This window comes from Woronichinia naegeliana WA131, from assembly GCA_025370055.1.
Lineage (GTDB): Bacteria > Cyanobacteriota > Cyanobacteriia > Cyanobacteriales > Microcystaceae > Woronichinia > Woronichinia naegeliana.
This window is the reverse complement of record CP073041.1, coordinates 5,010,526-5,032,447: the sequence shown is the minus strand read 5'-3', so window position 1 is coordinate 5,032,447 and position 21,922 is coordinate 5,010,526. Positions and strand designations below refer to the sequence as shown.

The window sequence follows — 21,922 nt, the reverse complement described above, 5'->3', positions numbered from 1 at the left end:
TCTGTTTCAAACGTGATCGCCGCTTCGTAGTTTGGCTTGAGAAAAGTAAGTCCAACTAATGATTAAAATGACCCTATCCTTAGCTGACACTACTTTCACAAATAACTGAATAGGGACAAATACTACAATTAGCTACTGAGGGAGTTGGATCAATGCGGCGATCGCCGAGTTGGGTAATGAGGTCTTCGGCCTCGATGGCAATCTTAGCTAAATCCTGAGATGTGAAAGTATGCAGGCGATCGTGACGGAGGTAGGCGATATGGGCTTGAGATTTATCGAAAGAGTAAGCATAGGCCCAAAGTTGAAAACGGTGTTCCTGCGGGTCAAATTCCTGATCGGTTTTAATATCCAAAACAAAATCTGCTCCGACTAAATCTGCTTTACCTGTAAAGGTGATGCCCGATCGCTGGAATTGTAGCGGTTTTTCCCAGTTTCCTGTTTGGACGGTGGCATAAGTGGATGATGTCCGAAAACGGTCAGCGAGGGTTAGGGCTTCGGCAATTTTATCGGTAGGTAATTCGGGTTGGTAGCTTTGGAGACGGTCTAACTGAGTAATCTTCTTTTCTAAAGCAGTATGGGTTAAAGTTCCTAATTCGCGGGCAAAATTGGTTGTACCAGTCGTAAGCCCAGGATGACCTTCCATATGGGCGTAATCAAACCGTTTAGGACAACGGGCGTAATCGGTTAAAGCCGTGACAGGTAGGCGTAAACCCTGAGCATGGACGGGATGGAGCAGTAAAGGGGCGATGGTTTCCGAAACGGGAGGTAAAGGGGCAACAAACGCGGTAATTCGTTGGGGTTCGTAGGGAATCCTTTGAACTTCAAAATTGCCGATGATACCTGGTTGCAAAAGGTCTAAACCCAGTCCTTTTGTTTGGGGAGCAGTTAGGATCAGGCGATCGCGGGCGCGGGTCAGAGCTACATAGAGTAATCGTTTAGCTTCCTCGGCCTCCCGTTGTTTTTGTTGCTGTTCTAGTAGGGTAAAGAGGGCGGGTTTTTGTTTTTCTCCCTCGTCATCGGCCAGCGACCAACTCACCCCCACTTGCGGATCAAAGCGAATAATACTCGTATCATTGGGGGACGCACGGGTTAAATCGGGAACAATGATCACCGACCATTCCAGACCTTTGGCCCCATGAATCGTCATCAGGGCAACGGCATTACGAGCTTCGAGCGGAGGACGGGGCAAGGCTAATTGATGAGCTTGAATACGTTGAAGACGGCGTACTACGGTAAATACATCGGCAAGTCCCATTTCCAGTTGTCGCACCAGATGAATAAACCCTTGCCAGTCGGCTAAACGGCGTTGAGCATCGGGCAAATTAGCGATCACTGCGGTATATCCTGTTAGGCGATCGCTCCATTGTAGTAAACGACTGGGGGAATCACTGCGACGACGTTTGAGGAGGGTTTTCAAAGTTGTAACGACGGGAATTAGCTCAGATAAATTACTCTCTTGAATAATTTGCCACCAACTTTTTTCAGAGCGTTCTGTAGCCAGTTCCGCTAATAGGCGATCGCTGATGGTAAAAAAGGGACTACGCAGGACAGCAATGAGGGCCAAATTATCTTTAGGATCAGCAAGAAAACGTAATAGCGTAATGCCATCTTTTACTTCTCGACTCTCTAATAAATTACCGCCTTTCGTTTGAACAACAGGAATTGGTTTACCGTTAATTTGACGATTTGTTAATGCCTGTCCATAAATTTCTAAAGGCGACCAACTACGGGATAAAATGGCAATATCTTGAGGAGCGATCGCTCGATGTTCTTCTAATTTTTTATCCCAAATTGGGACTTTTTTCTGTAATAAATTTTCAATAATATCGGCAATACGTTCGGCTTCCACTTGACGACAATTTTCAACAGGGGGTTTGGGTTTAAGATCGGGATCAGGAGTAACCGCAAAAATTTCTAAATGGGGCGCAGGATGGGGCGCAATGTTTCGATCAGCTTCTAAGTTTTGATGAAGATCATTTAAAACGGGTTGAAATAGTTGGTTAATGTGATTAATTAAATTTTCATGGCTGCGAAAACTGGTATTTAGGGCGACATCATAATTAATTTGCGATCGCCAACTTTGAAAAATGGTAATATCTGCCCGTCGAAATCCGTAGATAGATTGCTTTTCATCCCCCACCAAGGTTAAGATTTTTGCCCCATCAGCCCCACTATTTTGGGGAGAATTCAGAGCGTCTAGAGGTTTAGAGTCTTTCAGTATGGGGGAATTTTTGAGAGAAGTTAAACAGCTTAAAATCTCACTTTGAATAGGATTAGTATCTTGAAATTCATCAATCAAAAAAACTTGCCAACGCTGGGAATAATATTCCTTAACGTTTGGATTATTTAAGGCTTTTAAGGCATAAACTTCGAGGTCATTAAAGTCTAAAATACGTTGCTGTTGTTTAATTTGACTCAGATAATTTTGCACAAATTCAAAGGCTCTTTTTAAATCGGGAAGAGTCGCAACAATTTGCTGATCTAATTCCCCCATCGTTAAGGTTAAAAGTCCCGCTTTTTCTATCGACTTAACCCATTCTTTCATCGCCTTAAGATGCTCTTTTACTTCGGCTAAATCCTCCTTACTTGCCCAACTTTTTGCACTGCCTCCCCGTAGATCGACTTTAGCGATCTGGTTTAATTTTACTGCAATATTTTCTCCTGCTTGAATAGCTACCATTGCCTCTAAAACAATTTGACGAGCTTCTTCAATTTTGTCCCCACTTTTACCTATTATTTGATGAAAACATTGCCAAGCATTTTGCCAAATTGTCTCTTGAATTAATTTTTCTAACTCTTTTTCTCGAAAGGTTTTTAAGGCATTTTCCCATTGAGTTGAATCACAATTTAAGGCTCTTTCTGCACTAAGGCGATCGCCTAAAAAGGCCAACATGGCCTCTCGCATTAGGGAATAGGGAATATTGGCGTACAATTCTGAGGGTAAATGATCCAGAGCAGCCGCGAGATGTTCTGTTTGCCAGAGTTGCCCTTCCCATTCCTCCAAAGCCGTAAAATCAGGGGGAATACCGACAATTTGTGCCTGTTCTCGACAAATACGACCCGCTAAGGAGTGAAATGTACTAATCGGAGCAGCCTCTAATTCGGCTAACCAATCGCTACGATCACTCGCTTGGCTTAAAACGGTTTGGCGAATGCGCGATCGCAGTTCCGTAGCCGCCTTATTGGTGAAGGTGACAGCGACAATTTGTAGGGGTGAGTAGCCCTGTTGTAGGTGGTACAAATACCGAGCCGCTAACATAAAAGTTTTACCCGTTCCTGCTCCCGCCGTGACACAAACACTATGGGGAGCATGGGCAGCACGTTGTTGGTCGGGTGTTAGGCTCATGGTAAAGATTTCCGAAAAAGAATTGTTTGGGCGTTTATCAATTTATTTTAGCTACTATTTACTCAAAAATTCTTTATAATTTAAAAGTCCCGTTTAATCCTTATCCCTGTGAGAAAATGAATGGTACAAACAAAACCTAAACCGCTAACACTGTCGGAATTTTTACAAATACCAGAAACTAAACCTGCCAGTGAATTTATTAATGGCAATATTATCCAAAAACCAATGCAGAAAGGAAGACATAGCCGATTACAAGCTCAATTATGTGCCACGATTAATCAAGTCACTGAACCCGCTAAAATTGCCTATGCTTTTCCAGAATTACGCTGTAGTTTTGGCGATCGCTCTATTGTTCCTGATGTGGCCATTTTTAGCTGGAAAAACATTCCTTTTACAGACAGAGGAGAAATTCCTGATAACTTTAATATCGCGCCCAATTGGGTCATTGAAATTTTATCTCCCGATCAACGCCCTAACAAAGTATTAGGTAACTTGCTTTATTGTTTGGATCATGGCACAAAATTAGGTTGGTTTATTGATCCCGATGATTTCAGTATTTTAGTGGTTCGTCCGCAAATACAGCCTATTTTATGCGAAGGAATTACCTCTTTACCGATGTTAGAAAATATTCCTTTACAGTTAACGGTTGAACAAATTTTTAACTGGCTAAAAATGAATTAGGATTCGCTAAAATTAATCTGTTTCTGTTAGCTTTAAACACCAACAATTTTAACACGACTACCCAGACGAGAACTAATCACATCTAAGCGTAGATTCATGTGATCACGCAATTCCGTAATATGGGAAATAATGCCAATCGTGCGACCATGACTTTGTAAATCCATCAGGGTACGAATCGCTAATTCTAAGGACTCAGAATCGAGACTACCAAAACCTTCATCAATAAATAGAGTATCTAGTTTAATACCGCCTGCGTAGGATTGAATGGTATCAGATAAACCCAAAGCTAGGGATAGAGCCGCTAAAAAAGATTCACCGCCCGATAGGGTAGAAACAGGACGTAATTTTCCTGTATATTCATCTAAAACCTCCATTTCTAAACCCGATGCTCGATTATTTTTAGCTCGTTGATTTTCGGGACGTTCGAGGCGATAACGACCTTGAGTCATGCGATAGAGTCGAGCAGAAGCTTGGGAAAGTACATCTTCTAATAAGACTCCTAAAACAAAGCGTTGGAGACTAATTTTATTGCCTGTTTTCCCATCGGCAACCTCGCTTAAAGTGCCATAAATTTTATAGTCTTCATCTAGTTTGGCCTGATGTTGATGCGCTTGATTAAGTTTAGTTTGCAGTTCTTGAAGTTGTTGATGACGATTGGCTAATTGCTGATAGCTCTGGGATTTTTCAGTAAATAATTGGGATTGTTCCTGTAAGTCTATTTCGAGTTGCTTTAAATCAGGGGTTGTTTGCCCTGTCAATTCTATTTTAAGTTGATTAATGACTCCCTGAAGGGCATTTAATTCAGCATGATAGGATTCAATTTCCGCAGCGATCGCGGTTTGTTGAGCTTCAGAAAGTTGGGCAGCTTGAAAAATAGTGAAGTCAGAAAAGAGACTGCTTTGAAGAGCATTTTGCCAAGTCGTTTCCGTTGTTTGAGTTTTGCCCTGTTGGGATTGGCATTGACTGTCAATTTCCAGTTGTTTGGTTTGACATTGCAGACAATCCTGTTGCTGTTTTTGATAGTCTTTTTCTGCTTTTTGATGAGTTTCGGTGAGAGATTGAATCGTTTTTTCTAAATTAGTCAGAGCTTTATCTAAAGCTTTTGCTTGATGAAATTCTTCAGGAATTTGTTTTTCGATTTGTTCAACGATGGAACGAGCCTGAATAGTTTGGACTTGATCTGTTTGGACTTGCTCATTTAAAAGAGCGATCGCGGTTTCTAAGGTTGTAATTTCTATTTGCAAAGTAGCGAGTTTTGTTTCTGTGACTTCCCGTTCTGCTTGTTGGCTTTGTAGGGAATTAATTTCTTGAGTTAGATCATCTACTAAAGTTTGTAAATAGGCGATCGCTTGATTAGCTAAGTCATCAAGAGAGTTTTCTAGGGGAATAATTGCCTGTTGATGGTGTTCAATTTTTTGGTTAACTTTTACCAATTCCTGCTCAATTTTTTGGTATTTTTGACGAATTTTTTCTAACTCCTGTTTAGCTTTTTCCAAGTTCTCTTTGGTAATCATAGGAGTATCAGGAGAACCTTGGGCGGGTTGGGGATGTTCACAGCTACCACAAACAGGACAGGGCTGATCTTGGGTTAAGGTTTGCGCTAAACTAGCGGCTTGCCCTAAATGCCAGTACATTTCCATTGTTGTCAATTCAGTTTGGGTCAGTTGTAATTTTTCGCGCTGTTTTTCCTCCTCTTTTTGGTGTTTATTTTGTTGACGAGTAAATTCATCTAATTCTTGTCGTAAGTCTTCTAACTGTTGCCGATCCTGTAATTGTCGTTGATGCTCTTTTAATGTGGCTTTTTGACTCTCAATGGTGATTAAGGCCTGATTTAAATCAGCGATCGCGGTTTCTAATTTTTGTTTTTCTAATTGATTTTGGGTTAACTCTGTTTGTGCTTTTTGTAGAACTTGAGAACTTTCTTTTGCAATTTTTTCAGCAACTTTTAAAGCTTTGCGTTTTTCAATTAATTCTTGTTGGTGCTTTTCATACTGTTGTAACTCAATCTGCTCTTTTTTAAGTTGATCAAGTTTACTAAAATCTATCTGAGCTTTTTCATAAAGACTTTTTGCCTCGGTAACTGCTTCTGTAATTTTAGTTAATTGTTGCTGATTTTCTGCTGATTTTTGGGTTAATGTAGCCAGAATATTAACTTCTTCTTGGTAACGTTGATATAAAGGTAATAATTTATCCGCCTGTTTAGCTTGCTCTAACTGTTGTTGGTTTTGTTCAATTATAGAAGCTTGGGATTGTTTCTCGGTCAATTCAACTTCTTTTTGTTGATAATTATCAAATTGTTTTTGTAAATTTAGTCCTGATTCTTGATGTTTGACTGCCTCCATTTTAGCGATTTCAGTCGCCTCTTTTTCTGCTTGGGCAATGGCTAATTTTGGAGTTAAATCATTGAGTTCAAGACTAACTTGGGTTTCTTCAGTCAGATTAGCACTTTCTAAAAATATTTTAATGCTGGTATCTTGTTTTTGTTTATCTGCAATGATTCCTTTGGCTCGTTCTTTTAAATGATCTTGAATTTGCTCATAGATTTGAGTTTGAAAAAGTTGCGAAAAAATGGTTTCTCGGTCTTTTGAGTTCGCCATTAATAATTCTCGAAATTTTCCTTGGGGTAACACCATGACCTGCCGAAATTGATCTGCTTCTAAACCCAGTAGTTCTTGAATTTTAGTATCCACTTCTTTGACTTTTTTAACGGCTAGTAATTCCCCTTCTTTTGAATTTTCTAAACGCCATAGATAGGCTTCACTCTGCTGAGTTGTTGTGCCTTCACCACGATTTTTTGGCTTCTCCTGAGTGGGTAAACGACGGATACGATAGTCTTTTTCTCCTAAGCGAAAATCAAGAATAATTTCCGTTAATAAATCAGGTTTAGCATAATCGCAACGCATATTAACGGCTTCTCGTTCTTTGCCCGTTGATTCTCCATAGAGTGCAAAACAAATGCCATCTAAAATTGAACTTTTACCCGCACCTGTGGGGCCATTAATCAAAAAGAGGGGATTCTCTCCTAGTGCTTGAAAGTTAATAATTTCTGTGCCAGCAAAGGGGCCAAAGGCTTGGAGAGTTAGGCTTAAGGGTTTCATTTTGTTTCGATAAAAGTCAAGAACTGAACAATAAATTTAATTATCTTTGCGGTGAATGGCAGCGATCGCCTGTTGAACGGCTTCAGCTTGAGCGGGATTAAGTTCTTCTCCCTGTACTTGTCGAAAAAAGTCTTGAAACATTTCAAATTCACTATGTTTAGCAAATTTATCCGGTTGTAAACGGGTTTGAGCCGTATTAAATATACCAATTTTTTCGACGTGGAGAACATTTTGATAAACCGTGCGTAGGCGTTCCATCGGTTCTAAAATAGCGTGTTTATCGGTGAGACGAATCAGTAAATAGTCATCGGCTTTTGGGTCAGTTTTTCCTCGTTCTAAAATGGTTTGAAATTCTCCTTCAATAATGCGTAAATCATGGGGTGATTGTAAAGGTAATTGTTGAATAGATTGCAATCCGTTGGCATTAATTTCTACTAATGTTACCCCTTTTTGATGATTATATTCCGAAAAACTATACTTCATTAAAGAACCACTATAGCGAATTTGTTGCTGTTCCTTGTGTTGAGGACGGTGTAAATGGCCGAGGGCGACATAATCAAAGGGGGCAAAGGGTTCTGTACTAATACATTCGGCTCCACCAATGGACAGAGGGCGTTCTGATTCCGAGCTTTTGGCTCCTTCCATAAAGCAGTGACTCACCAATACGGTCGGAGCATCGGGTTTAACTGCTAGGATTTGTGCAACGAGATGACGGTGGGCTTGGTCGTGGGTTTTGACCTCTATATTAAAGTGATTACGAACATTTTCAGGATCATTGTAAGGAATGCCAAAAATATGCACGGTACAGTCTTGGCTTTTTATGGCGATCGCGTCGGTAATCTGGCTGAGTTCACTAATAATATGCAGGTTGGCTGTCCGCAGATGACGAGACCCAAAACTTAGGCGATCGGCACTATCGTGATTGCCAGGAATGAAAATGACAGGCACTTTGAGGTCAAGGCAAATTTTAGCGAGGGTCTCATCCAGCAGTTTAACGGCGGCGGCAGGGGGGACAGCGCGATCATAAATATCCCCTGCAATAATGACGGCATCAACGGCTTCTTGTTCGATGTATTGTAGGAGTTGTTCGAGTACTTTTTCCTGATCTCCGAGGAGAGATCGATGATGGAATTGGCGGCCTAAGTGCCAGTCAGAGGTATGGATAAATTTCATTGAGTTTTGCTCAGAGCGATCACAGTTTAAGTCATTATAAATAAAAAGTTTCAGTGCTGACTAAAATTGAGCCAATTAAAAATTATTTGAGGGGTGATCGTCCAATTTTCCAGTTCTACTAAGACGGGTAATATTTGATTTTCAGTTTGTGTTTCGGGTAATCTGTCTCCTTGAAAAACCATAACTAGGCGATCGCCAGGAGAAATAAGCCAACCTAATTTTGTCCCATTCTTGAGGGCAAAGCTAATTTTTTCAACAAGTTGAAGGGAGGATTGTTCAGGGGATAATATTTCAATGATCCAGTCAGGAGCGATAGTAATTTTGTTAAGAATTTCGCTATTTTCATCTAGGGGAATATGATTCCATTCAAATACGGTAATGTCAGGGACGAGCGATCGCCCAGCAAAGGTACAACGCAGTTCAGTAAAGGCATAGGCAATGCGTTTTGATTCTGCTTGTTGATTAATTTGGCTGGCTAAGGTTATTTGTAGTTTGCTGTGTTTTCCCTGCGGCATAGGTTTTTGATAGATATGGCCATTAAAATATTCCTGAGCGGGTTTGGTTTCTGGTAAGGCTAAAAAGGTTTCTAGGGATAGGGTTTCAGGGATTATTAAAGTGTTAACCATGATGTTTTTCGGGTATTTTAGAGGAACTTGAGGAAATGCGATCGCCTAATTTCAGAGTTGTTCGTGAAGCATTAGCCAATCAATCAATTAATAGTAATTTTAGATAATCTAATTTTTGCAAGTATTGATAAATTAAGGGAAATTGCTTGTTTTTTGTAAAATAAAGTTCAGCTAAAGATGGATTTGCGAGAATACGAAAATCTCGTAATTTTGTTAAGGTTTGATCAGGATTTTTAATTTGTTGGTTAATTTTTATTTGACTGGCATAACCACGAAGGTCTGCGGTTAATAAATCAATTTCTTCGAGAATAGAAAATTTGTGATTATTAGGAGGAAAATTTTCTAATAGTGTTTTTTTGTCTTGTTGTAATATCTGTTGATAATCTTGGGTTAATTGGGTTAATAAGTCAACAATTTTTTGTGTGCTTTGTTCTAGGGGATTGATGGTGATGGAGTTCACAATCTTGATCCTCTTGGTTTAAAATTAGGGTTAAAGGTTAGTTTTTTCGTTTTACTTAAAACCATACTTTTGTTCTCGTTTAATAAACGCTTCTTTTCCTCCTTCGAGAACATCACATAGCTTCTTCCTTATTTCAGGATTTTCGAGCGAACCACTAGTGGTCTGTCAATTTTCTATTTGTGGATAAAGACGCTTGAGACGGATACGAGCCTCAGCCGTCGTGAATTGCCAATCTACCGACTTTTGGGAATGATTGCGCTGAGTGTACCAAGCCGTTGTTTCTTGCTCTAAAGTTTCCCGATCTGGAATTCGACGAGCTAGGCATTGCCGAGTCATTGCGGACAGCTCGTTTTCAGCAATATTAAGCCAACTGCCATGTTTTGGGGTATGGTGAATTTCCAACCGTTCGACTAGACGACGAGCCGTGGAAGGCTCAAATGCTTCATATAGTGAGGCAAGTTTGTGAGTATTTAGCTGATCACATACTAAAATGACTTTGTCGTTATCAGCATAGTCGTTATCGAGTAAATTCTTAATTTCTGTTGCCCAGTCAACCGATGTTCTACGTTCACTGACAACTGTCTTTCGCCACCCAGACAAGGGTTCTGTAAACATAAAGATATTGGCTGTTCCATTGCGTTCATATTCGTAATCATGCGCCTCTGGCTGTCCAGGTTTGGCTGGTAGAGGAAGGCGGGTTTCTTTGACCAATTGTATAGGTTGCTCATCCATGCAAATCACTGGACAATTGGGGTCATAGGGTCGGTGATAAATTTCTAGAACATCTTCCATGTTAGACACAAATTCGGCACTCTTTTCTGGTGGAATCACGTACATCTGTCGCAGATGAGGTTTTAGTTCGTTTTTTTTAACACTTGACGCACGGTTTCGTGACTAATTGCTGGCACAATTTCTAACTCGACCGCCTTGTCGGCTAGTAACCTCAATGTCCAACGGGCTTGACCAGCAGGCGGTTCTCCACAACGTAAGGCGATTAGTTTTGCTTCTACCTCTCCATCAATAATCGGTTGACGAGGCGGCGTTTTGCGGGGCTTGCGGCTTAATGCTGACTCCACACCTTCATTGACCAATCGCTCCCTGAGATTGGCGACTGTGTTACGGTGACAACTAAAGGCGGCGGCAGCTTCCTCATCCGTCCATCCTTGTCCATTCACATCAATGTTTAACAGAATATTGGCGTGCTTAATTTTGTAAGCCGCTCCTTTGCCGATGGATACCAAATCTTTTAGGGTCTGACGTTCTTCTTGACTTAATCGGACAATATAGGTCTTGAGCATGGTTACTTATTACGATATCTGTTGAGGTAATGAATAGCCTCTCCATTTTCCCTCAAATTCACAATCTTTAGCTTGACAGACCACTAGAATAGGATAAACTTTCAGAATTATTTTCTGCAATAACCACCTGCTCTGCATCAGCATTTATAACTAGGTTTGCGTTATGGGTAACAATGATAACTTGACGATATTTTTTTATAGTTAAAAAGATAGGTACAAGACGCTTCATAATAAAATCATTATCAAGATCGTCTTCTGGTTGATCTATGATAATCGGATCAAAAAAAGATTCTGTTGCAAGTTTTAGACATAAGTAAAGAGTCCCTCTTTGGCCTACCGATAATTCTTCTGGACTTTTTCCATCATACTGAATTCTAGCAATAACATTGAGATATTTTTTTCTTTCTGTCTCAGAAAAGAGAAATTTTTGAAATTTATTTGAACCATCTTGTTTAAAATAATCATGTTTTTCTAAAAAAGCTTGTAATGTTAATACTTCCTGATCTATTTTAATAATAGGCTCATTTTTTATGAGACACTTGTAATCATCATAGGAATTAATTGGAATTGTACTTTTAACCTTTGCTAAGGATGTACTATTCTTTGTTTTTGGAAATTTTATGAGATTCAAGAAAGTGTCTGCCACTTGTTTGTAAAATTCTTCAACGTTAAAGTATATTTCCCCAAAAATATCGATAGGCTTAAGCAGGTCTTTAATTAAGTTTTTTTGTTGCTCATTCCAGTCTATTCTTCCATCTATTTTTTCTTTCCACTTATTGTTGATTTGATTCACTAACTCATGAAGCTCATTATTTAATAGTTCTACAAAATCATTTCTCTTCTTTTGAAGGGATTGTAATTCATCCTGATATTCGTCAATTTGCCGAATAATTTCTTGCTGTTCTTCAATTTCAGCACGATACTCCTTCACTTTATCTAATAAAGTAATTGGATCTCCTTCAATCTTTTCGTTTTTTAACTCTTCTTGAATACATATATTTTGGTTTTTTAACTGATTTATCGCTGAATCAAGAAAAAGTTTTACTTGATTAGTCGAATCTATTTGAGGGTTAAAATCTAGAGATGGTATAGAATACTCCGATAACTCATTATTAATTTCTCGAATTTCATTATTAATTTCCTCGGAAATCCGATTTAAGTTGTTTGCAAGCGATATTAATTTTGAAATGTGTTTTTCGTGTTTATTTACTAGAGAAATGTTGTTTGAATACTTCTCTAGTATTTCCCTATTTTTTTCTGTTGTAATTGTTTCAATTAATTGAGTACGCTTCTCAACAGTTAAATTGCTCTGGTTTTTGTCATGTTGATCTAGCCAATCTTGACAATCTTTCATGTTAGATAAGATATCATCAATTTCATTTAAAGATTGATTTTTAAATCCAGAAATCCCAAGCATATCAAGTATTGTCTTACTCAATAATTCAGGATCTTTGACAATACCATTAACTTCTCTTTGATGAATATGTAAGTATATGACTTCAGCTTTTTCCCCAATTTCATATAACTCTGTTTCACCTGTATTTTTAGAATATAAAATCGAAAAACCATCTTGAAGTGAAATTTCGTCTTTTCTTTCTGGACTTTTTGGTTTATTGAAAGTCTTAGCAATGGCATCTAAAAGAATACTTTTTCCTGTGCCTCTACCTCCAACAATAGCAACTAAACCACTATTTAATTCAATTTCTGTAGAAGAAAACTTAATTCGTTTATTAGGTTTATCTGGAAAAATAAACGATTCTTGTATTTCAATTTTTTTGAAATATGGCTTAGGAAATTCTAAATTTGGATCGTTTGATGAAATACGGACTCTTTCAGATGGATCATACATTGTGTATTTCAACCCATCAAAAGTTGGATCACCTTTAATCCATGTAATTTTGTCGCTAGGATAAATACCATAGTTAGAAAATTTATGAGCATCACTTCCAGAAACAACAGGCTTTGGTTTTCCACCTAATGATTTTATAAAATCATCAATAAATGATTGATTGTTGTCTGTTTTTATATTTAAAAAAAGATTTATATTGTCATCTCCCCTAACTTCAAACGCATCAGAAGACTGCATAAAAAAATTAGCATCACTTGAATGTTTTTTCCAGTCTAGTTTTGCAAAGCCATCTGAGGTATCCCAAGGAAGAATAATCAGACATAAACCTTCTGAAATTTCTTCTTTAGCTTTTAGTAAACAATCTTGAACGACCTTTGCCGTCTTGCTTCCTAGTTCAAGAAGCTTATCTCTATTTGTAAGATCTGTTTCATTAAAACCATGAACTCTTGCTTTACTTATATCTAGACTTTGGGCGAATTCAATTAGAGCTTCATCTGATAAAGAACGCTCTTTGGTACCGATGCGTAATTTAATCTTAGACTTGAAATCATTTAGTTGCTGATTAGATAATGTGTTAGACAATAAAATATGTATATTAAGCTTAAATGAAACTGGAGCCTCAATTCTTAATTCCATTCCTGGCAATATAGTTTTGTGGCAAGTTATACTCGGATTTTCTTCAAGAAATCTGACTAGTTCGCAATAGCCATCGAACGTCCAGTAATCCATAAGACCAAAAACATCAATGTCAGAACTATTGATATTTTGTATTAGGTTTGTTAACTCATGATGTTTTTCTTCTTGCGTCATATCATAGAAACGTTTTCCACCTTCCCAATGAAATGAAGCGGGAGTATGAATATGTAAATCCCATTTTCTCCATTCGGAGCCTCTTGCGAATAAGTTTTTCATTATTACCTTTAATTTGATTGATAAATTTGACCAAAGGAGAATTACTAGATTTGTAAGCGTTTTTTACATTTCTAAAATATTACAATTAATTGTAGAAATTAAGTAATGATTTTAGCATTTTATTTCTAATGAGACCACATCATTAAAAATTTAAAGTGGAACACAATCTTCCCAACTTGTATTTTTTCCTATAATTAAATCCTCCTTAACCCCTGGAATAGACGATAAATAGAGAGTTTCCTGCAAACCATTCCATTCCTCTAAAGAAACCAATACCGCCTGTTTTTGCTCATCAATAGTGATGAGTGTTACTTCCTGACCCTGATTAACCCTATCAATAAGATCGGCAAGGGTAGGATTCGGCTCTTTGAGATTAATATGATTCATAGATAACGCCAATTCAAAAAATTTGATTTCATTATAACCCCAAAACCCATCATCATCACCTAGTCTAAAGAAAACCGCCCCCACCTAAATTTATGCGCCGTATCCTTTGCCATAGCGACCTCAGCCAACCCAAACCTGGTCAACCAAGCGATCGCCTGAATATCACCCCCAACCGCCACGCCGCCAGAGCTTTAGGAGTGCCTTTTTATTCCCTAAAAGAACTCGCCCAAGAAACCATCGCCCAACAAGAAAAACCCTTGAGTCTGGCTTCCCCCGTCCGAGCCTACTACCAACTACGAACCGTTATTCGAGATATTGTTAATCCCCAGGACTTAGAAGGCACAACCCGCACCTGGATGCCCACCATCCAAAGTTTACTCAGTGCGACTCCCCAACTCACCCTCACCGAAACCCTCTCAGACCGTTCAAAACAACTCATTCAAACCGCGATCGCCTATCAAACTGCCCTACATCAAAACTACCAATTTGACTTTGCCGAACTCTATTGGCAAGCCATTAATGCCCTAGAAAATACGACCCAAAAACGTCCCTTACTCATTTATGGATACTTCACTCCTAGCCCTGATGAAATTGCCTTTATTAACGCGATCGCAGGAGATAATAGCCTCATTTATTTACCAACAGGAGAAGAAGATTTATTTAGCTCCCAACGCTATACCATTGCAAGCTTAAAACAAGAAGGCTGGCAAACCGTTAACAGTCAGACCAAACCCACTACTTTACAAAGCCAATTTTTAAGCATAAATCCCCAAAACACCGTTCAAGAAATTCAAACGAGTTATCAAATTTATTCTGATCAAAATATAGAAGCAAGAAGCATTTTAACTCAAATTAAACAACTTTTATCTCAGGGTATCTCTGCCCAAGAAATTGTCATTGTTACCGCTCAGGACACCCTTTGGGGAAACTTACTATTAGATATGGCTTGGGAATTAGGAATTGCCCTCCGTCTTCCCTATAATATTCCCCTCAGTGAAACTCGATTAGGAGCCTGGTTTGCCCATTTAAGTCAAGTCATCGATCAAGGCTTTCCCTACGAACTCACCCGTCGTTTATTACACCATCCCCTCAGTCCTTTCTTAACCCCAGAAAATTGGCAACAAATTCAAGCAAATCCACCTAAAAATCTTAGCCAATGGCAAACAATTTTAGAAAATACGTCAGTTAATTTGCAGGACTTTCCACTTCCAACTAAAGCCAATCGCCAAGCCTGGTTAAGTACCTTTCAAGAACTCTTACAACATCTACAAATTCGAGAAAATTCCGCTCATTGGGCTAAAGAAAGTGTCGCTTATCAAAACCTAGAAAAAGGATTACAAACCTTGGCAGAACCCAGTCAAGAAATTATCCCCTGGTCACAATGGCGAGATGAACTTTTGACCAGTTTAAGTATCTTGCAAACCACTGCTTACCCTGGCAGAGAAGGTGTTGAATTACACAATGCCAATTCAATTGTGGGCGCACATTATACTCATGTTTTTGTCTTGGATATGCTCGAAGGAAAATTACCTGCTGCCGTTAAAGATGATCCCATTTTAGACTTTTTTGAACGACAACAATTACAATCCGAAGATATTTATTTACCCAACGCCGCCGATTTAGCCCGTCAAGAAACCGTCCGTTTTTATCAGTTACTCAGTCTTGGGACGAAAAACATGACCTTCTCCCATAGTCGTATGGATCGCCAGGGTCTTTCCTACAGTAGTGCAGAACCTTCTTCCTACCTTGAGCGACTAGGATTAAGAGCAAGTGAAGTTAGCTTACCCATTGCCAGTCTTGAACTGGCCCGACAGCAATATTTAAGACATCCCCAAACGTCCCTAGATGACCCTCTTTTAAATCAGATTTCAGAGCATTTCATGATCGAACATCAGCGCGAAAATCAGACTTTGACGGAGAAATTTACTCAATATAATGGTGGGGTCGGTATTCCCGTTAATTTAGAAACCCATATTTTCAGTGCGTCTCAACTTTTACAATTAGGACAATGCCCCTTTAAATGGTTTGCCAACAAAATTTTAAAACTAGCAGAATTAGACGAATTAGAAGAGGATTTAAGCCCTAGTTTACGCGGTAATTTATATCATAAAGTTGTGGAAATTGCTCTCAACTATTGGCAACAAGATAAAACTATCAATTTGAGTGATCAAGCTCACTTATTCCAATGGTTTTTAGAAGCCGAAAAACAGTTAAACTTTCCGACTTTACCTGCTTGGCCAAATCGCCGTCAAGAACATATCAACACCCTGAAAAATACCTTCCAAAAAGCTGACTTTTTACCCGAAAAGAGTGAAGTATTAAAGCTAGAGGCCAAATTTACAGGGGAATGGCAGGGTCTCAAGATTACAGGACGGGTCGATCGCCTAGATGATACAGCCGAGGGATTAGTCTTAATAGATTACAAAACCAGTGGCACTGCTCCCAAGGGGGTCAAAAATGCCGAGGGTGAAGCCAAAATTGATCTGCAATTACCGCTCTATGCTGCCGTTGCGGCCCCTAACTTATCTCCCGATCGCCCAGTGCATAAAACCCTTTATTATTCCCTGACCAAAGGTGAAGATATTTCTCCTAAATCCTTTCCATCAGCAGCAGAATTAATTGAAGTCGGCGATCGTCTTAAAGCACATCTAGAAACAGGTAACTATCCCGTAGAACCTGATCTTAAAGAAGAAGCCTGTCGGTATTGTGATTATGATCTAGTCTGTCGCAAGCGATCGTCTTAAATTGCGGTAATCAAGTAGGAAGAGAAAAGCCCCAAAGGAACACCTGTATTGGCATATTTACCAAGGAAATAGGTTAGGGTAATTGAGAAATTATCTAGTGGTCTGTCAATTTTCTATTTGTGGATAAAGACGCTTGAGACGGATACGAGCCTCAGCCGTCGTGAATTGCCAATCTACCGACTTTTGGGAATGATTGCGCTGAGTGTACCAAGCCGTTGTTTCTTGCTCTAAAGTTTCCCGATCTGGAATTCGACGAGCTAGGCATTGCCGAGTCATTGCGGACAGCTCGTTTTCAGCAATATTAAGCCAACTGCCATGTTTTGGGGTATGGTGAATTTCCAACCGTTCGACTAGACGACGAGCCGTGGAAGGCTCAAATGCTTCATATAGTGAGGCAAGTTTGTGAGTATTTAGCTGATCACATACTAAAATGACTTTATCGTTATCAGCATAGTCGTTATCGGGTACTGGTATCGTGTGATCAAAGCTAGAAAAAGTTATGGTGTAAGAGTTTGAGAAAATAGAAAATAACTTACGACTGGACATATTCCCGTTTTTGTTATACTATTATTATTGTCATTATATTAAAGAAAGGGAAAACAGAAAGCAATGTCAACATTGAATAAAAGCTCAATTGACCTCCTAAGTGATATTGGCTTACCCCAAGAGAAAGAGGAAGCCTTATTTCAGAAAAACTGCCCTCATTGCTATAGTGAAAACGTAAAAATACATTCTCATTATCAAACGAAAGGTAACGGGGAACGTAAAATGTTCATTTGTCAAGAATGTAGTTCTTGTTTTGCTGAGACTTATGGTAGCGTAATCGCTGGCTTAGAAACCCCATTAAGTGAAATTGTAAAAGTATTAAAAGCCAGAATGGAAGGAATAGGATTAAATGCAGCAGCCCGAGTATTCGGCTACGCGAAAACAACAATATTGAATTGGGAAAAGAAATTATCAGGATTACAAGAGACATTATTTTTATACGCCTTAGTGAATGAATTTGTTAAATTAGTAATAGAAGGGGATGAACTATACACAAAAGTTGGAAAAAATAAAGAAGCAAGTGCCTCTGAGGGTTGGACAATCGTGCTCATGGAGAGGGCTAGCCGCTTTATTTGGCATTTAAAATGTGGTCGAAAAGAGCAGAAATTATTTCTAGAAGCAATGATGACGGTAACGGAATTATTTGAAAGGAGTGCAGAATCTCTCCAGTTATTTACAGATGGAGAAAAGCGATATAGTCAACTGCTATTTAATATTTGTCACGAAGTATTAAGGACTGGAAAGCGAGGTCGTCCCACCAAAGTATTACCGAAGGGTCTTGTGGTAAGACTAAAAAATAAGAGTAGTAAACGTCGAGATTCTGAGGGTAAACTAAAGAAAGTAGAAACTCCGAAACCAGAACATCCTGAGACAACAGAAAAACCAGAAGAAAAGGACATCCATGCCAACCACGTTGAGGCATTTAATAGTGCTATCCGACGCTATTTAGCCGCCTTTCGTCGTCGTACAAATACTTATGCTAAATCTGTTGTGGGATTACAGCGAGTCCTAGATATTTTCTGGATGGTTCATAACTTTGTTCGCAGCCATTTTACGACTAGAGAAGTTCCTGCTGTAGCTCTCGGTATAATTGAAAAAGGGTTAACTTGGGAGGACTTACTCCAAATTCGCCTGATTTCTTGAACCTCTCGTATTGCAACGTTTGTAGCTTCTAGCTAGACGATACCAGTGCCCGTTATCGAGTAAATTCTTAATTTCTGTTGCCCAGTCAACCGATGTTCTACGTTCACTGACAACTGTCTTTCGCCACCCAGACAAGGGTTCTGTAAACATAAAGATATTGGCTGTTCCATTGCGTTCATATTCGTAATCATGCGCCTCTGGCTGTCCAGGTTTGGCTGGTAGAGGAAGGCGGGTTTCTTTGACCAATTGTATAGGTTGCTCATCCATGCAAATCACTGGACAATTGGGGTCATAGGGTCGGTGATAAATTTCTAGAACATCTTCCATGTTAGACACAAATTCGGCACTCTTTTCTGGTGGAATCACGTACATCTGTCGCAGATGAGGTTTTAGTTCGTTTTTTTTAACACTTGACGCACGGTTTCGTGACTAATTGCTGGCACAATTTCTAACTCGACCGCCTTATCGGCTAGTAACCTCAATGTCCAACGGGCTTGACCAGCAGGCGGTTCTCCACAACGTAAGGCGATTAGTTTTGCTTCTACCTCTCCATCAATAATCGGTTGACGAGGCGGCGTTTTGCGGGGCTTGCGGCTTAATGCTGACTCCACACCTTCATTGACCAATCGCTCCCTGAGATTGGCGACTGTGTTACGGTGACAACTAAAGGCGGCGGCAGCTTCCTCATCCGTCCATCCTTGTCCATTCACATCAATGTTTAACAGAATATTGGCGTGCTTAATTTTGGGTACTGGTATCGTGTGATCAAAGCTAGAAAAAGTTATGGTGTAAGAGTTTGAGAAAATAGAAAATAACTTACGACTGGACATATTCCCGTTTTTGTTATACTATTATTATTGTCATTATATTAAAGAAAGGGAAAACGGAAAGCAATGTCAACATTGAATAAAAGCTCAATTGACCTCCTAAGTGATATTGGCTTACCTCAAGAGAAAGAGGAAGCCTTATTTCAGAAAAACTGCCCTCATTGCTATAGTGAAAAAGTAAAAATACATTCTCATTACCAAACGAAAGGTAACGGGGAACGTAAAATGTTCATCTGTCAAGAATGTGGTTCTTGTTTTGCTGAGACTTATGGTAGCGTAATCGCTGGCTTAGAAACCCCATTAAGTGAAATTGTAAAAGTATTAAAAGCCAGAATGGAAGGAATAGGATTAAATGCAGCAGCCCGAGTATTCGGCTACGCGAAAACAACAATATTGAATTGGGAAAAGAAATTATCAGGATTACAAGAGACATTATTTTTATACGCCTTAGTGAATGAATTTGTTAAATTAGTAATAGAAGGGGATGAACTATACACAAAAGTTGGAAAAAATAAAGAAGCAAGTGCCTCTGAGGGGTGGACAATCGTGCTCATGGACAGGGCTAGCCGCTTTATTTGGCATTTAAAATGTGGTAAAAAAGAGCAGAAATTATTTCTAGAAGCAATGATGACGGTAGCGGAATTATTTGAAAGGAGTGCAGAATCTCTCCAGTTATTTACAGATGGAGAAAAGCGATATAGTCAACTGCTATTTAATATTTGTCACGAAGTATTAAGAACTGGGAAGCGAGGTCGTCCCACCAAAGTATTACCGAAGGGTATGGTGGTAAGACTAAAAAATAAGAGTAGTAAACGTCGAGATTCTGAGGGTAAACTAGAGAAAGTAGAAACTCCGAAAACTGAACATCCTGAGACAACAGAAAAACCAGAAGACAAGGATGTTCATGCCAACCACGTTGAGGCATTTAATAGTTCTCTACGACGCTATTTAGGGCTTGCTGAAAAAGTCAAAAAACGAAAGAAATGTGGGTTAGGGAAGTATGGACTGAAAAAGCATAGATAACTTATCCTTATGGAAACAAATCAAAATACAGATTTTGTTTAATCTATTGTTCCTTTCTGTCTAAAAAGGTCAACACAAATCACTCCTCACAAAAGAGAGGAAAATTAACACCATTTTTCACAAGAAAAACGACTCTACAACTTTTTACTTTTTGTCTTCTGAAGTAGAGTAGAAAGATTCATTACCAAAAAGTTCATCGCAATTACCGTTTCCGAGGTCTCAGGTAGTTTGGCCATCACTCGACCAAGACTAAATTTCCTCTTTCCCTGTCCGAATTTACCCTCAATGGCATTACGCACTCTTTCATCTGAGCGTGCCTCTTTCTTTTTTTCTTTGCTCACCTCTTTCGGCGGTCTTCCCAATCGGGGACCACTCATTCTTATATCCCTTTCTTTACAATAAGCTCGATTCGCTTTTGTTCGATAGATTTTATCCACATGAACCGATTCCGGATAACATCCTGTTTCCCTTTTATATTCTTCTATTCGCGCTTGTAAATCTCCCGATTCGTTGTAATTATCCCAACTTAATTTGTCTAAGAAGACAAAGCCATTCACATTACTTGCCGATATTTTAGCTCCAAACTCTACTGCTTTTCCCGCTTTTCCACGCACTATTGGACGCACGTGAGGTTGGCTTACACTCACAATTCTGTTTTCTACTTTATTTGTCTTTTTTTCATACATTTCTAACTGTTGCTCATACACTTTTCCTATCGTTACAAGCTCTTCTTGCTCTTTTTTCGTTAGTTTTTCTAACTTTGCTCCCTCTTCTATCATTTTTTCTATATCAGACAAGTTTCTTTTTATATATCCTAGTTGTTTTTTTGTTCCTTTTCTTCTTTCTTTTTTTGACACACGACGTTTTTTTGCTATGGCTAAGTACTCTTTTCTTGCCACTTCCCTATAAGTCCTCGGCTTTTCTTTCCTTTTCTCTTTTATTTCTTCATACAGCTTATCTATTATTTTTTCTGTTTTTTCTCTGGCATCATTCAATATTCCTATATCCGTTGGATATTTTATATCTGCTGGTGTACAAGTCGCATCTAACAATAACTTTCCTTCATTTTCTTTTTTTTCTGACGCTACACCCGTCGCTTTTTTTTCTATTTCTTTATTAATTTTATTTATTAATTCCATTCCTATTTTTTTACGAAAATGAACCATCATTGACGCATTAAATGCTTCTTTGCTACTATAGCTTTCCATTTCTATAAAGTACTGTAAATAAGGGTTCTCTTTTATTTGTTCTACTGTTTCTCTGTCACTTTTTCCTGAAATTTCTTTGATAATTAATGCTCCTAATGCCATTCTAAATGATTTGGCTGGGGCTCCTTTTTTTTCTGTGAAGTTTTTTGCATATTCTTCCTCATATTCTTCCCAGGGAATCATTTTTGACATTTCTATCCAACGATTTTCTTCGTCTAACTGCCCGCCGAACAGATTTTTCAAGTTTTCTGGTGTTTCAATTGAGTACTGTTGCTTTCGGTACATCTGCTTTCTCTCTTCTTAATGCAATGGTTTTGAGGCATTCTACCCTATTTTCGTGCATTCTAGCGGTTCTTAATTCGCCTACTATTTTTCTCCGTAAAGGTTTCAGCTTTTTTCAGCAAGCCCTATTTAGCCGCCTTTCGTCGTCGAACAAATACTTAGGGCTTGCTGAAAAAGTCAAAAAACGAAAGAAATGTGGGTTAGGGAAGTATGGACTGAAAAAGCATAGATAACTTATCCTTATGGAAACAAATCAAAATACAGATTTTGTTTAATCTATTGTTCCTTTCTGTCTAAAAAGGTCAACACAAATCACTCC

The 21,922-nt window shown here is 38.9% G+C and carries 14 protein-coding genes and 2 pseudogenes; 4 read left to right on the top strand and 12 right to left on the bottom strand.

The annotated features are described in order from the left end of the window. Positions 1 to 79: 79 nt before the first annotated feature. Positions 80 to 3,346: a UvrD-helicase domain-containing protein gene (locus KA717_25110; protein UXE59185.1), complete on the bottom strand. Its 3,267-nt coding sequence runs from the start codon at positions 3,344 to 3,346 to the stop codon at positions 80 to 82. Between the two features lie 120 nt (positions 3,347 to 3,466). Between KA717_25110 and KA717_25105 the strand changes: the two genes are divergently transcribed. Continuing rightward, positions 3,467 to 4,027, top strand: a complete 561-nt coding sequence (locus KA717_25105) for a Uma2 family endonuclease (GenBank protein ID UXE59184.1) — start codon at positions 3,467 to 3,469, stop codon at positions 4,025 to 4,027. 32 nt (positions 4,028 to 4,059) lie between these two features. Here the strand turns inward: KA717_25105 and KA717_25100 are convergent, their stop codons facing one another. The 7 genes from KA717_25100 to KA717_25070 all read right to left on the bottom strand — a co-directional run bounded on the left by KA717_25100 (position 4,060) and on the right by KA717_25070 (position 13,914). Next, entirely contained in the window at positions 4,060 to 7,125 is a 3,066-nt protein-coding gene (locus KA717_25100) for an SMC family ATPase (protein UXE59183.1), read from the bottom strand. 36 nt (positions 7,126 to 7,161) lie between these two features. Next, complete coding sequence (locus tag KA717_25095) at positions 7,162 to 8,298, bottom strand: exonuclease SbcCD subunit D (protein UXE59182.1); 1,137 nt, start codon at positions 8,296 to 8,298, stop codon at positions 7,162 to 7,164. A 50-nt stretch (positions 8,299 to 8,348) separates the two neighbouring features. Next, positions 8,349 to 8,924 (bottom strand): Uma2 family endonuclease, encoded by a 576-nt coding sequence (locus KA717_25090; GenBank protein ID UXE59181.1) that lies wholly within the window; start codon positions 8,922 to 8,924, stop codon positions 8,349 to 8,351. Positions 8,925 to 9,003: 79 nt separating this feature from the next. After that, positions 9,004 to 9,384, bottom strand: a complete 381-nt coding sequence (locus tag KA717_25085) for a hypothetical protein (protein ID UXE59180.1) — start codon at positions 9,382 to 9,384, stop codon at positions 9,004 to 9,006. Between the two features lie 165 nt (positions 9,385 to 9,549). Beyond that, a protein-coding gene (locus KA717_25080) for an IS630 family transposase (GenBank protein UXE59179.1) occupies positions 9,550 to 10,682 on the bottom strand; the annotation gives its coding sequence in 2 pieces (ribosomal slippage) (positions 9,550 to 10,262 and positions 10,262 to 10,682; 1,134 coding nt in all). 67 nt (positions 10,683 to 10,749) lie between these two features. Further along, positions 10,750 to 13,443 carry an AAA family ATPase gene (locus KA717_25075; GenBank protein UXE59178.1) on the bottom strand — a complete coding sequence of 898 codons (2,694 nt, stop codon included), beginning with the start codon at positions 13,441 to 13,443 and terminating at the stop codon, positions 10,750 to 10,752. Between the two features lie 150 nt (positions 13,444 to 13,593). Beyond that, on the bottom strand, positions 13,594 to 13,914 hold the full coding sequence (locus KA717_25070) for a type II toxin-antitoxin system Phd/YefM family antitoxin (protein UXE59177.1): 321 nt from the start codon (positions 13,912 to 13,914) through the stop codon (positions 13,594 to 13,596). An 8-nt stretch (positions 13,915 to 13,922) separates the two neighbouring features. Here KA717_25070 and KA717_25065 point away from each other — a divergent pair, with 8 nt between their 5' ends. Beyond that, positions 13,923 to 16,574 (top strand): PD-(D/E)XK nuclease family protein, encoded by a 2,652-nt coding sequence (locus KA717_25065; GenBank protein ID UXE59176.1) that lies wholly within the window; start codon positions 13,923 to 13,925, stop codon positions 16,572 to 16,574. Between the two features lie 105 nt (positions 16,575 to 16,679). Here the strand turns inward: KA717_25065 and KA717_25060 are convergent. Next, positions 16,680 to 17,012, bottom strand: a pseudogene (locus KA717_25060) (transposase). 171 nt (positions 17,013 to 17,183) lie between these two features. On the opposite strand from KA717_25060, the gene KA717_25055 reads away from it, so the two are divergent. Next, on the top strand, positions 17,184 to 18,263 hold the full coding sequence (locus tag KA717_25055; protein ID UXE59175.1) for an IS1 family transposase: 1,080 nt from the start codon (positions 17,184 to 17,186) through the stop codon (positions 18,261 to 18,263). Here KA717_25055 and KA717_25050 read toward each other — a convergent pair. Together KA717_25050 and KA717_25045 are read right to left on the bottom strand one after the other, a co-directional pair. Further along, positions 18,237 to 18,635, bottom strand: coding sequence for a transposase (locus KA717_25050; GenBank protein UXE59174.1), 399 nt, complete (start codon positions 18,633 to 18,635; stop codon positions 18,237 to 18,239). The two genes, KA717_25055 and KA717_25050, sit on opposite strands and share 27 nt — an antisense overlap. Before the next feature lie 17 nt (positions 18,636 to 18,652). Further along, complete coding sequence (locus KA717_25045) at positions 18,653 to 19,093, bottom strand: helix-turn-helix domain-containing protein (GenBank protein UXE59173.1); 441 nt, start codon at positions 19,091 to 19,093, stop codon at positions 18,653 to 18,655. Between the two features lie 63 nt (positions 19,094 to 19,156). Here KA717_25045 and KA717_25040 point away from each other — a divergent pair, with 63 nt between their 5' ends. Continuing rightward, positions 19,157 to 20,113 (top strand): IS1 family transposase, encoded by a 957-nt coding sequence (locus KA717_25040; protein UXE59172.1) that lies wholly within the window; start codon positions 19,157 to 19,159, stop codon positions 20,111 to 20,113. 155 nt (positions 20,114 to 20,268) lie between these two features. Here KA717_25040 and KA717_25035 read toward each other — a convergent pair. Next, a pseudogene (locus tag KA717_25035) lies at positions 20,269 to 21,606 on the bottom strand (IS5 family transposase). Between the last annotated feature and the right edge of the window lie 316 nt (positions 21,607 to 21,922).